The organism is Bacillus sp. FSL W8-0102 (assembly GCF_038007225.1).
GTDB lineage: Bacteria > Bacillota > Bacilli > Bacillales > DSM-4216 > Bacillus_O > Bacillus_O smithii.
Window position 1 is genome coordinate 1,520,184 of sequence record NZ_JBBOWT010000001.1, and the last position, 13,065, is coordinate 1,533,248.

The window sequence follows — 13,065 nt, forward strand, 5'->3', positions numbered from 1 at the left end:
GAAAGAGCCTATTGGGTTCTTTCTTTTACTGTTTGCGTGAAAAAGAGGTGAGGGCATGTTTGATCCAACGGCTTTTGACAATATGAAAGTAGTGGCGGAAGGATTGTTCTATGATTTGGATTTAAATGGAGTCATCTCCATAAAAGAGAGAAATGATATTATAGACTTAGCTCGGCTTTCGAGAAAATATTCGCTTTCCTTTTCATTAAAGGAGCGCTCGAATATTCTTGCCACCTTCCGACTTTATGCCCGTTTGGAACAGTTGTCCGCTGAATTGCTTGCCAACGGGGCTGCCGAACAACGCGGAGCATTCCTTGAAGTGGTTTATTCCGGAAGTGAGCAAGACGTGACGAAAGAAAGAATCCGAAAATGGAAAGCAGCATGGGGACAACCAAGAATGTTCGAAACAAGAAACATTGATTCTTCTTTGTCGGGAAAATCGTGTGAATTAGTGGTCCGTTTTGAACGATTAATTACGGAAGACATGATGGACGATTTGCAACAACTGATCGAATTTTTTGTTGCGACTCTTCAAGATTGATATCACGACAATGGATTCCTTTTGGATTTCGAATTTTGATTAAAATGTCCATTGAGAATCATTCACTCGTGTTTATTCATCAAGAAAGTCGTTCAACCGGACGGATTACTGCATGTAAAATCGTTCTTTTCCGTGGAAGGATTCTGTCATTTCAAAGAATAGCGGCAAAAATGTTTGTTTTTACGTTTCATATAAATGGTTTCTGTTTACAGGCTGGAGCATTCCTCGCCGCCAAATTGGGGATTGTCGCAAACGATAGAATCATTTTCTTAAAGGCTATCGTTACGTTCAGATGAAAGGAGGAAGTATAGGAGAAAATTTGGCGAACGCTTCTGCCAACCCTCCCCTTTCGCTGTGGAGGGCTCCTGTACGTTGAATATGAAAATTTTATCCGTTGAACATTTGTCTAAATCATATGGGGATAAAGTATTGTTTCAAGATATTTCATTTACCATCGGTGAAAAAGAACGGATCGGGTTAATCGGGGTGAACGGCACAGGAAAATCGACGTTATTGAAAATTGTCGCAGGAAAGGACGTTGCGGATGAAGGGGAGATATCCGCACCGAATGATTATTCTATTGCGTATCTTCCTCAAGAACCGGAACTAATAGGAGATCGAACCGTTTTAGATCAAATTTTCCAAAGTGAAGCCGAGGTGATCCGTCTCTTAAAAGAATATGAAGCAACCGTGTCGCTGCTAGAAAAATATCCGCAAAAGATGGAATTAACGGAAAAATTGTTTGAACTACAAAAAAAGATGGACGCACTGAACGCTTGGGAAGCAAGCACGAATGCCAAAACGATTTTAACGAAGTTGGGGATCGATCATTTTGATCAAAAAATTGCGACTCTCTCCGGAGGGCAAAAGAAACGGGTTGCCCTGGCGCAAGTATTGATTGAAACACCTGATTTGCTGATCTTGGACGAACCAACGAACCATCTTGATTTTGAAACGATTCAATGGCTTCAAGATTTTTTGAACAAATATCCGAAATCTGTTTTCTTTGTTACACATGATCGCTATTTTCTCGATGCGACTGCCAATCGAATGTTTGAATTGGCAAACGGAAACATTTTTCTTTATAAAGGAAATTACCAAGATTATCTGGAAGCGAAAGCGGTGCGTGAAGAACAGGAAGAATCTCTGGAGAAAAAACGCCGCAATTTGTACAGAAGAGAATTGGCGTGGATAAAACGAGGGGCTAAAGCACGATCCACAAAACAAAAGGCACGGATTGAACGCTTTGAAAAGCTCGAAGAAAAAGTGGAAAATCGCGTCAAAAAAGAGCAGCTCGATATTCAATTGAAAGGAAGCCGCCTAGGGAAACAAGTGTTTGAATTAAAACATGCTTCTAAAGCTTTCGGCGACAAGGCCATATTGAAAAACTTTGATTGGATTGTGAAGCCGCATGACCGCATCGGGATTGTCGGACGAAACGGGAGCGGCAAATCTACCTTCTTAAATATTTTGGCTGGGAAAATTCCTTTGGATGAAGGAGAATTGGTGACTGGATCAACCGTTAAAATCGCGTTTTACACACAAGAGCGTACCGACATGGATGAAAATAAGCGGATCATCGCTTATATTCGAGAAGAAGCAGAAGTGATTGAAACAAAAAGCGGTGAACGCATTTCGGCCGCCCAAATGCTGGAAAGATTTCTTTTTCCTATGAACACGCATGGAACGCCGATTCGAAAGCTGTCCGGAGGCGAGAAGCGGCGGCTTTATTTATTAAAACTGTTAATGTCACAGCCCAATGTGCTGTTTTTAGACGAACCAACAAATGATCTTGATACGGAAACTTTAACGGTGTTGGAAGATTATTTGGAGGATTTTCCCGGCGTGGTCATAACGGTCTCCCATGATCGCTATTTTTTGGATAAAACGGCCAAAGAGCTGCTCGTTTTTGAAGGAGAGGGGAACATACGTCACTATTACGGATCTTACAGTGACTATTTGAACGAGCAGGAGGCAGCGAAAAAACCTTCTCCACCGTTGAAAGAGGAACGTAAACCTAAAGCAGCAAAATCCGAAAAGAAAAGAATGACGTATTTAGAAAAAAAAGAATGGGAGGAAATTGAAGACAAAATTGCGGATACAGAAAACAAGATCAAAGAGTTGGAACAACAACTAGAAACAACCGGAAGCGATTTTGAAAAGGCACAGTCGATCATGGAGGAACTAAATCAATTAAACGAACAGCTTGAATTTTTGATTGAACGGTGGAGCTATCTTTCGGAATTAGCCTAATAGACAAATCATTCATCGGTTGTCTCTCGTTTATGATACAATGGCATTGTTACGAATTTTCCGGTTCGATGAGGGGAGGAAGAAACTTGAAAATTGTGGCAATAGAACCTACGCCTAGCCCTAATACAATGAAAATTATATTGGATGAGGAACTTCCCTCGGGGAAAAGCCATAATTACAAGAAAGAGCAAAGTAGTGATGCGCCCCCAGTCATCGCTGACATATTAAAGATAGATGGGGTAAAAGGCGTTTATCACGTGGCAGATTTCTTGGCAGTGGAACGAAATGGAAAATATGATTGGCAAGAAATTTTGCCGAAAGTACGACGCGTATTTGGCGAAGAAGTGGAAACCAAGCCCGAAAAGAAAACGGCCAATGAACATTTTGGGGAAGTAAAAGTATCGGTTCAAATGTTTAAAGGTATTCCATTGCAGATTAAATTAAATGACGGTCAAGAAGAAAAACGATTTGGACTGCCTCAGGAATTCCTTAAAGCTTTTGAAGCTGCTCAGCAAGATGGCGACAATTTTGTTCTGCAGCGTACTTGGAAAGATTACGGTGTTCGGTATGGGGATATGGATGAAATTGGAAAAAGTATGATAGAAGAAATCACCGCACTTTACACCCAGGAAAGGCTGGATGCGCTCGTTGATCGCGCCCGACAAGGAGAACGTCAAAGTGAGTATAGGCCAGAACGGGTCAAGTTGACACCCGAGATGTTGGACGAACCGGATTGGCGGAAGCGGTATCAGCTGTTGGAACGAATGGAAGATCCTACATTGGACGATTTGCCCTTGCTTGAAAAAGCGATGAACGATGATAAAATAGCCATTCGCAGACTTGCAGTGGTCTATGTAGGCATGATCAAAGATAAAAAAGTGTTGCCGCTGCTGTATAAAGCGTTAAAAGATCCGGTGGTGGCCGTCCGCCGAACAGCAGGAGATTGTTTATCCGACCTTGGATTTAAAGAAGCGATCCCTGCAATGTGTGAAGCTCTGAAGGATAAAAGCAAAATCGTCCGATGGCGTGCTGCCATGTATTTATATGAAGTCGGAGATGAAACGGCCCTTCCGGCCTTAAAAGCGGCGGAAAATGATCCGGAGTTTGAAGTGCAAATGCAGATTAAAATGGCAATCGAACGAATAGAAGGTGGACAAGAGGGAAAAGGTTCTGTTTGGAAACAAATGACCGAAGCCCGAAAAAATGAAAAATCGGAGGAAAAGAAATGACGAATGCTTATGAAGAATATATGAAACAATTAGTGAAGCCGATGAGACAGGAATTGGTGGACGCCGGTTTTCAAGAGTTGATCACACCGGAAGAAGTCGTTCATTTCATGGACCAAGCAGAAGGAACGATACTAGTATTTGTCAATTCTATGTGCGGCTGCGCTGCGGGGCTTGCTCGTCCTGCAGCCGTTAAGGCGATCGCAGAATCAGAGAAAAAGCCGGATCATTTGGTGACGGTTTTTGCTGGACAAGATCGGGAAGCAACGGCCAAAATGCGGGAATATTTTACAGGCTATGAGCCTTCATCGCCGTCCATGGCCATATTAAAAGGCAAAGAAGTTGTTCACTTTATTCCGAGGGAAGATATCGAATACCATGAGGTTGAAGACATCGTTACCAATTTAACGAATGCCCTTCATCAGTTTTGCGATTAATGGAGAAAGGATGTCGAATAGGCATCCTTTTTCACTTACTAACCTTTCAGGATATTTGTCTTTTCCGATTAGAATATAGGTGAGTGAATTTTTTTATTACGGAAAAATCAAATGAACGCAATAGATGATAGGGATGAAAACATCCTAACCCATCATTGTTTATTACAGGAGGCTCTTCATGTCAGAGATAATTCAAGACATCACAAAGACTTATGCACAATTTTTTGAATGGGACATGTGGATGGAAGTGTTAACGGATCCCGTAAGCTGGGGACTGATCGGTACTCTCGTTGTTTTAGAGGGGCTTCTCTCTTCCGACAACGCTTTAGTATTAGCGGTGATGGTTCGCCATCTTCCCGGTGCTCAAAGAAGAAAAGCGCTGTTTTACGGACTGATTGGTGCATATCTTTTAAGATTTATTGCCATTGGGATCGGTGTTTATTTAATTAAGCTATGGTGGATTAAAGTACTTGGAGCACTTTATCTTGCCTGGTTGTCTATCCATTACTTTGTCGATAAGAGTATGGGCGAAAAAGTGGATCAAGAGGTTACCGGGATCAAGAAAAATGGCTTATTAATCAAGTTGTTCGGGCCATTTTGGGGTACGGTAGCGGCCGTGGAGATGATGGATGCGGCTTTTTCTGTTGACAGCATCTTGGCAGCTTTCGGAATCAGTGAAAAAGTATGGGTCTTGTTGATTGGCGGAATGTTGGGAGTTCTGATGATGAGAGGAGTCGCCGGGTTGTTTTTGCGGCTCATTGATCGTATTCCAGAACTGGAAACTACCGCTTACGTCATCATTATTTTTATATCCATAAAAATGCTCTTAAGTGTTTTCCATATTGAAATTGAGCATGTTTATTTCTTCGCATTTATACTCCTATGTTTTATATTGACCTTTGCAACCCATATATTAAGAAAGAATTGATGGAACGAAATACCCTTTTGTCAGTGTGGTACAGAATGGGTGCATTAGAGAGATTGATAGAAAGAGGCGAAAGGATGTATTTAACGATAAAAGAAACAGCGGATTATTTATCATTGCCGGAAAAGTATATTGAAAGCTTGATACTTCATAATAAAATCCGCGCTGTTTTTGACGGAGAACAGTATTTAATTTATAAACTGTAGTTGAGCAATTTTAATTACAATAATTACCATGTAAAAGAGACAAACAGGGTACCCCTTATGCCACGTGGAGCTGTTTTTTCACGGTATCAATGGGAATATTTTGTTTCGCTGCACGGTAAATGAACTCCACGAGGCTATGTCCTTTTCTCTTGCGCAGAAGATCGAGCCCATCAGAAAAATCGCTGTTCGACTCGAACATGCTGTACACGTAAGCAAGCTGCACCAAGATCCAGTAGCGTTTCACCGCCCGACGTCCGCGAACGCGGTATCCATCGAGTTTCAGCTGGTCTTTCGCTTGACGGAAAAAACATTCGATCGACCAACGCTGGGCATAGTAGCGCAAGATCTCTTCATCGCTTAGATCCCGGTCGGTGCTCAAGACGCAGTGAAGATGTTCCGATGTCATCGGCTGATCGGCTTTCCAAGCGAGCAGCACCACGGCATCATCGAGACCTTTGAGAGAGCCTTCGTAGCGATAAACCCGATAACGCTCTTCTCCCACCGTGACGAGGTGAGTGTCTTTCGGTTCGATGTAGCGGGCAAACTCCCTCACCTGAACCGCAATGCCTTTTGGATAAAGAAGCCGATTGGCCTTGAGCATTGCGATTACGTGGAATCCCTTTTTCAGACAAGCTTCCACGAGCGTTTGCGATGGATACCAAGAGTCCATCAGCACATAAACAGGACGGTGTACATCCAAAGAAGAAAGCATCTCGATCGCGAGTTCCCCCTTGCTTTTCCCAGCCGCCTTGTCGTAGAGGCGGAACGCAAAGGGAAAAGCCTGGGTCATCGTATGAACCATGAGCCAAACGAGAGAATGTCCCCAGATCGACTTTTTCTCTGTGTGAGAATAGTGCCAATCACACCCTTGAATGGCGTGCGTTGCCTGTGACGAAGGCTTGGTTTTTTGGCAAATCGTATCATCGATCGAAACAAAAAGGGGTTGATTCTCCTGTTTGGCGATGCGTTCGACACGACGAAGCATCCACTGTTGAAGTTTGCGAAGCAGCGTCTCTTCATCCCAAGGGCTTTTCGTGAAAAAATGGCTGAGTGTCGTGCGGTGGTTCGGATGAAAGCTCCAATGATGAAGATCGGTCAATGTTCCCGCAAATCCTTTGGTGGTCAGCGCATCCACGATATGAACGAGATGCTTCATGACAGGTTTTGAAAAATAAAGTGCCAACCCCAACATCGTGAAAAACTTGTGGATTCCTTGATGATGTGCTAATCTATTCATGAGACATGAACCTCCTTGTGAATAGTTTTGGTGACACATCTATTCTAATCAAGGAATCGGGTTCATGTCTCTTTTTTTGTTTGGTTGTAAATTTATGTTAGCGAATTTGCTCATCTATAGTTATAAAGATCAATTCAATACTCATTTAGAACAAATGGAAAAATTAAAAAAACAGTTGGAAGAATGGTACAATGAACCGATTCCGGAAGACTTGGATGTCAAAGATGAAGATTAGGTGATGGACGCGCGGTGAACTAGAAAAGAATAGGAAAAATCATCATAATATGGAAAAGGTTCAAGAAGTTGGATTGCTCTTCGCTCTCTTATTCTATGATACAATGAATGTAGTTTAATAAGGGAGGGCGATGGCCATGAAACGTATCTTGATCATTTCTCTACTCTTTTTGCTACTGTCTGTGTGGCCGCTTCACCCGCATACAAATGCTTCTATTACAGGCATGTTTCTAAAAAATTCTCATCTAGTAAACAATATTAGCCTTCGTTCGAAACAGACATTGGGAGATATTGTCGTACTTCCTGAAAAAATCGGACAGCCCATAGATGCGGAGAAAATGATCCGACACTTGGATCATCTTCCTTCGACTCTATTAAAAAAAATAGATCAAGCAGGAATCAAGATTTATCTTTTTAATGGGAAATTAACTGATATTCCTACTGCTTCCTATTTAAAAGGAGAGAGTCCCCGCGGATATGCAAATCACAACGTGAAATGGGATAATGTCCCCGGAATCGGGGGATCGAAGTGGGTGCTCGCCAAAATTGGATGCAGCGAAAAAGGAAAAGGGCACGGTTCTGTTAGTTTGGAACTTCATGAACTCGGGCATTCGGTTGATCGCTATATTTACAACGATCCTTTCGGCGACCTGCGTTTCCATGCTATCTGGAAAAAAGAAGCCCCTGTTCTTTTTCCGCATCAATCTTATTTTATCGATTATCAGGAAGAATATTTTGCAGAAACGTTTGCTATGTATTATTTAAACAGCCAAACAAAGGCTTACTTGCGCCAACATGCACCAGAAACCTATCAATATTTCGTAGATATGGAAAAAAGCCATTTTTATGTTGCTGATATATCTGTTTGATCAACATGGTTTTGAAAAATTGGATAAAAAATTAAATAGCACATTCATTTGTCTCCCCACTGTGTGGGGATTTTTTTATTAGGGACGGAGAAAAAAAGAAAAAACACTTTCGCTATCTAAGACAGACTCTCTGTGATATTATATGAAAAGTATTTTCTGATTAGACTCGCTTTTGGTACAATCAAATTGCAACAGGAAGAATCGAGGTGGAGTTCTTGAAACAATATTTAGAGTTAATTGAACATGTTTTAAACAATGGAATAAAGAAAGATGACCGGACAGGCACAGGTACCATTAGTACATTTGGCTATCAGATGAGAATTTCTCTGGAAGATGGTTTTCCTCTCTTGACAACGAAAAAGCTTCATTTAAAGTCCATTATTTATGAATTGCTTTGGTTTTTGCGGGGAGATACGAATGTTCGCTATTTGCAGGAGCATGGCGTAAGGATTTGGAACGAATGGGCCGATGAAAACGGCGACCTTGGACCGATCTACGGTTATCAATGGCGTTCTTGGAGGGGTGCGGATGGCCAAACAGTGGATCAAATTTCTCAAGTAATCGAGCAAATTAAAACGAACCCTAATTCGAGACGATTAATCGTAAGTGCTTGGAACGCAGCAGAAATTGAGAAAATGGCCTTGCCTCCATGCCATGCTTTATTTCAGTTTTACGTGGCCGACGGTAAATTATCGTGTCAATTATACCAACGGTCGGCAGATGTTTTTCTTGGTGTTCCGTTTAATATTGCTTCTTACGCTCTTTTAACGATGATGATCGCTCATGTTTGCGGCTTAAAACCGGGCGAGTTCATTCATACTTTTGGAGACGTTCATATTTATTTAAACCATCTTGAACAAGTTAAGCTGCAATTAACACGCGAGCCGCGTCCGTTGCCGAAAATGATCCTAAATCCGGAAGTGAAAAATATTTTTGATTTCCAATATGAAGATTTTCGATTGGAAGGATATGATCCACATCCACATATTCCGGGTGTTGTGAGCGTATGATTTCGTTAATTGTAGCGATGGATGAAAACGGCGTCATTGGCAATGACAACCGATTGCCTTGGCGATTGCCTGAGGATTTGAAGTTTTTTAAGCGGACGACGATGGGACATGTGATTGTGATGGGGCGAAAGACGTTTGAATCGATTGGTAAGCCGCTGCCCGGGCGAAAAAATGTGGTGCTGACCAAAAACCGCAGTTTTCGGGCGGACGACTGCACGATTGTACATTCTCCGGAAGAAGTGCTAGCGATGAACGATCAGTACGGAGAAATTTTTATTATTGGAGGAGCCGAAATTTTTCGTATCTTCCTTCCTCATGCAAAACGAATGTATATAACAAAAATCCATCACCATTTTGCTGGCGATACGTATTTTCCGGAAGTGAACTGGAACGAGTGGCAGACTGAGGAAAAGAAAAAAGGAATAAAAGACGAACAAAATCCATATGATTATGAATTCCTTCTTTTTAGCCGATCTTAAACGAATTGCAGCGGTTTCTTCCGCTGCTTTTTTAATTTCTAAAAAATCGATAAAAAAATCATTATTTTTATAAAATTTTTAAAATGCTTGATTTTGTGAATATTGTACTTCATAATTTTAATACATAACAGCGTTTGAGCAAAAAAGAATGGGGGAATTTTTGTGAAAAGGAAGTGGAAAGGGATTCTAGCTGCAGGTCTAGTCAGTACCCTGCTTTTAAGTGGATGCGGCAGCAAAGAAACAAGTAGCGGAAAAAGCGGGTCAAAACAAGAGAAAACGTATTCGATCGGTGTTACGCAAATTGTGGAGCATCCTTCTTTAAACAATGCGTTTAAAGGATTCAAGAAAGCACTGAAAGATGAGGGGATTTCGGCAAAATATGATGTTCAGATTGCGCAGGGAGACCAAAATAACAACCAGACGATTGCCAACAATTTTGCGAGCGAGGGCGTTGATTTAATTTTTGCCAACTCAACTCCTAGCGCATTAGGCGCCCTAAATGCGACAAAAGAGATTCCAATCGTTTTCACGTCGGTATCTGATCCCGTCGGCAGCGGATTAGTCAAATCGATGGAAAAACCGGGAGGCAATATAACAGGTACAACGGATATGCATCCTGAAGCGATACCGAAAACGGTTCAATTTATGGCGGAACAGTTTAAAGGAAAAAAAGTGGGAGTCATTTACAATGCCGGAGAGCCGAATTCAGTGGCGCAAATCAATCAAGTAAAAAAAGCAGCCAAAAAATACAAATTAGAAATAGTTCCCGTTACGGTTTCGACTTCTTCTGAAGTGAAGCAAGCGGCGGAATCGCTGGTCGGCAAAGCGGATTTGCTCTATATATTCACGGATAATACCGTTGTTTCAGCATTAGAATCCGTCATCAAAGTAGCGGATGACCACGATATTCCGCTATTTGTAGGTGAACTGGATTCTGTTAAACGAGGAGGTTTCGCTGCTTATGGTTTTGAATATTATGATATAGGCTATGAGGCAGGAAAAAAGGCCGCACAAATTTTAAAAGGGGAAAAGAAACCGGGTGATATATCCGTTGAACCACCGTCAAAGCTGAAATTAGTCATCAATGAAAAGGCGGCGAAAGCCATGAATATTCCCATCAAAGACGAGTGGAAAAAAGAAGCGGAATTGATTCAATAATGTTTGATGAGCGGTAAGGGTGAACAGAGCAGTTTGTTTGACTGCTTCTTGGAGGGATGAGCATGTTTACTTCTTTGTTTGGGTCTGTAGAGGCAGGCGTCATTTACGCCATTATGGCATTGGGAGTGTACATTTCTTTTCGCATATTAGACTTTCCCGATTTAACGGTTGACGGAAGCTTCGTGACTGGAGGTGCAGTGGCTTCCGTTATGATCGTTTCCGGAATAAACCCTTTTATAGCAACAGGTTGTGCCTTTCTTGCCGGCTTTTTAGCCGGATGTATAACAGGCCTCTTGCACACAAAAGGAAAGATCAATCCGCTGCTTTCCGGGATTTTAATGATGACGGCTCTTTATTCCGTTAACCTTCGCATCATGGGAAAGCCAAATGTTCCTTTACTGGCTGAAGATACGGTCATCACGATCATTTCCAAGTGGTGGAATCATCTAGGAATCGACCAAGCGATCAACCATTGGCTGGAGTTGGCGGGTCTTGGCGCATATGTTCCGAAAACGTGGGGTATATTCATCATTATGCTAGTGCTGGCTTACTGTATGAAAAAATTGATCGATTGGTTTATGCGAACCGAAATTGGTTTAAGCATTCGTGCTGTAGGAGACAACGAAAATATGATCAAAACGTTCTCGGCGAACACTGATTGGTTGAAAGTGTTAGGACTTGGTCTTTCCAACGCATTTGTTGCTTTTTCGGGAGCATTGATCGCTCAATACAACGGTTTTAACGATATTGGCATGGGAATCGGGATGATCGTCATAGGCTTGGCGTCAGTCATTATTGGCGAAGCGATCATCGGCGACAAAACTATTATTCGAGCCACTGCGGCGGTTATCGTTGGTGCGATTATTTACCGAATCATTATTGGGCTGGCACTTCGCATTCAATTTTTCGATACGGGGGATATGAAGCTGATTACAGCTGCAATCGTAGTTCTAGCGTTAATCGTTCCACAATTGATTGAAAAGTATCGAAGACATCAAATGAAGAAGCAGCGGGTTTTGATGAGGATACGTGCAGCAACGGATCGAGGTGAAACAGATGCTGGAATTAAATCAAATCTATAAAGTTTTCTATGAAGGAACTCCTGATGAAAAAGTAGCGATACATCACCTTGATCTACAATTGAAAAAAGGGGATTTTGTCACCGTGATCGGCAGCAATGGAGCGGGAAAATCTACTCTAATGAATATCATATCCGGAACGTTAGCTCCTGATTTGGGGATTGTACGTATAAACGGAGTTGATGTCACCAACGTTCCTGAACATAAGCGGGCAAGGAAAATCGGAAGAGTGTTTCAAGATCCTATGGCGGGCACTTCTCCGTCCATGACCATTGAAGAAAACCTCGCTATTGCTTACAATCGTACGAAAAGACGTACATTATCGATCGGAGTGACTAAAAAAAGAAAAGAACTGTTTAAAGAAAAATTGCAAATGCTGGAATTGGGATTGGAAAATCGGCTGCAAGCAAAGGTGGGGCTTTTATCAGGTGGGGAACGGCAAGCCTTGTCTTTGTTAATGGCTACATTTACGGAGCCCGAAATTTTATTGCTCGATGAACATACTGCAGCCCTTGATCCATCTAGAGCGGAACTGATCACCCACCTAACGAAAAGGATCGTCGAGACGTTCCATTTGACGACTCTCATGGTGACGCATAATATGCAGCAAGCTATCGATCTCGGCAATCGCTTAATTATGATGGACAAGGGACAAATTATTTTTGAAGCCGATGAAAAAGAAAAAAGGACATTAACGGTCGAAAAACTGTTGGAAGAATTCCAGAAGATAAAAGGTGAAAAATTGCTCAACGACCGCACGATTTTGGCGTAAACAGATGGCTGCTGCTTTTCCTTCGATAAAGAACATGGAGGTCTTTTTTCCAAATTTTTTTAAAAAGAAATTTTTTAGGTCATTATGCATTCTTTTAAGCTCAAAATGGAGTATAATAAAAATAAACGGGTTAAAAGAGGATGATATTTTGATACTCAAAGCGATTGAGTTTCAGACAAAGAAAGGCCAAAGGGTAAAAATCAGTGAAATTCCTGTATTGGAGGAGGATAACCCTTTCTATGTTGGCGTAAGAATTCGTTTAGAGACCATGATGACCAGAATCTACTATGCTCAGAATCCACGGCCGTTCTATTCGTTTCGCGATTACTTGAAAAAAGTTTTAAGATGGCCGGATTATGAACAACTATACGGATCCAGTATCCTGAAAAACAATGCATAATCCTATTTTTCAATTATACAAAATCAAAAGACCTTTGCGGATATGATTCCACGTTCTGTGCAAATGAATGAATCTACAAAGAGTGCAGGAAGCCATGCACTCTTTTTTGTATTTTGTCTGTATGGATAGATATATGGTATGAATTATTTCACCATTTCCTTTCCTTATTCATCCTATGAAGTATAAAACATTATTTTGGCCATTTGGTAATGTCCTTTCTATGAAACGAAAGGGGCTGC

The 13,065-nt window shown here is 41.6% G+C and carries 13 protein-coding genes and 2 pseudogenes; 14 read left to right on the plus strand and 1 reads right to left on the minus strand.

Annotated elements, in window-relative coordinates; all coding sequences use genetic code 11:
* Positions 1 to 55: 55 nt before the first annotated feature.
* The 6 genes and pseudogenes from N1I87_RS07405 to N1I87_RS07430 all read left to right on the plus strand — a co-directional run.
* Positions 56 to 541 carry a hypothetical protein gene (locus N1I87_RS07405; protein ID WP_003355065.1) on the plus strand — a complete coding sequence of 162 codons (486 nt, stop codon included), beginning with the start codon at positions 56 to 58 and terminating at the stop codon, positions 539 to 541.
* Between the two features lie 378 nt (positions 542 to 919).
* Entirely contained in the window at positions 920 to 2,794 is a 1,875-nt protein-coding gene (locus N1I87_RS07410; RefSeq protein WP_341103308.1) for an ABC-F family ATP-binding cassette domain-containing protein, read from the plus strand.
* Between the two features lie 86 nt (positions 2,795 to 2,880).
* Positions 2,881 to 4,023 (plus strand): conserved virulence factor C family protein, encoded by a 1,143-nt coding sequence (locus N1I87_RS07415; RefSeq protein WP_341101184.1) that lies wholly within the window; start codon positions 2,881 to 2,883, stop codon positions 4,021 to 4,023.
* Positions 4,020 to 4,457 carry a BrxA/BrxB family bacilliredoxin gene (locus N1I87_RS07420; RefSeq protein ID WP_327797333.1) on the plus strand — a complete coding sequence of 146 codons (438 nt, stop codon included), beginning with the start codon at positions 4,020 to 4,022 and terminating at the stop codon, positions 4,455 to 4,457. Before N1I87_RS07415 ends, N1I87_RS07420 begins: the two co-directional genes overlap by 4 nt.
* A gap of 178 nt (positions 4,458 to 4,635) precedes the next feature.
* Positions 4,636 to 5,385: a TerC family protein gene (locus N1I87_RS07425; RefSeq protein WP_341101186.1), complete on the plus strand. Its 750-nt coding sequence runs from the start codon at positions 4,636 to 4,638 to the stop codon at positions 5,383 to 5,385.
* A 74-nt stretch (positions 5,386 to 5,459) separates the two neighbouring features.
* Positions 5,460 to 5,582 (plus strand): annotated as a pseudogene (locus tag N1I87_RS07430) (excisionase family DNA-binding protein); the annotation flags it as partial.
* A gap of 61 nt (positions 5,583 to 5,643) precedes the next feature.
* Here the strand turns inward: N1I87_RS07430 and N1I87_RS07435 are convergent.
* Entirely contained in the window at positions 5,644 to 6,825 is a 1,182-nt protein-coding gene (locus N1I87_RS07435) for an IS701 family transposase (RefSeq protein ID WP_040037972.1), read from the minus strand.
* Positions 6,826 to 6,949: 124 nt separating this feature from the next.
* Between N1I87_RS07435 and N1I87_RS18020 the strand changes: the two are divergent.
* The 8 genes and pseudogenes from N1I87_RS18020 to N1I87_RS07475 all read left to right on the plus strand — a co-directional run.
* Positions 6,950 to 7,060: pseudogene (locus N1I87_RS18020) on the plus strand (hypothetical protein); the annotation flags it as partial.
* 136 nt (positions 7,061 to 7,196) lie between these two features.
* A complete protein-coding gene (locus tag N1I87_RS07445; RefSeq protein ID WP_341101188.1) occupies positions 7,197 to 7,928 on the plus strand; it encodes an anthrax toxin lethal factor-related metalloendopeptidase in 732 nt (243 codons plus the stop codon).
* A gap of 215 nt (positions 7,929 to 8,143) precedes the next feature.
* Positions 8,144 to 8,938, plus strand: coding sequence for a thymidylate synthase (locus tag N1I87_RS07450; protein ID WP_048624472.1), 795 nt, complete (start codon positions 8,144 to 8,146; stop codon positions 8,936 to 8,938).
* Positions 8,935 to 9,417, plus strand: a complete 483-nt coding sequence (locus N1I87_RS07455; RefSeq protein WP_270583544.1) for a dihydrofolate reductase — start codon at positions 8,935 to 8,937, stop codon at positions 9,415 to 9,417. The genes N1I87_RS07450 and N1I87_RS07455 overlap by 4 nt, the downstream gene beginning before the upstream one ends.
* Before the next feature lie 162 nt (positions 9,418 to 9,579).
* Entirely contained in the window at positions 9,580 to 10,575 is a 996-nt protein-coding gene (locus N1I87_RS07460; protein WP_328201109.1) for an ABC transporter substrate-binding protein, read from the plus strand.
* Between the two features lie 62 nt (positions 10,576 to 10,637).
* A complete protein-coding gene (locus tag N1I87_RS07465; protein ID WP_048623519.1) occupies positions 10,638 to 11,657 on the plus strand; it encodes an ABC transporter permease in 1,020 nt (339 codons plus the stop codon).
* Positions 11,632 to 12,426, plus strand: coding sequence for an ABC transporter ATP-binding protein (locus tag N1I87_RS07470; RefSeq protein ID WP_341101191.1), 795 nt, complete (start codon positions 11,632 to 11,634; stop codon positions 12,424 to 12,426). Before N1I87_RS07465 ends, N1I87_RS07470 begins: the two co-directional genes overlap by 26 nt.
* Positions 12,427 to 12,574: 148 nt before the next feature.
* On the plus strand, positions 12,575 to 12,826 hold the full coding sequence (locus tag N1I87_RS07475) for a DUF2535 family protein (protein WP_003354935.1): 252 nt from the start codon (positions 12,575 to 12,577) through the stop codon (positions 12,824 to 12,826).
* Positions 12,827 to 13,065 lie beyond the last annotated feature (239 nt).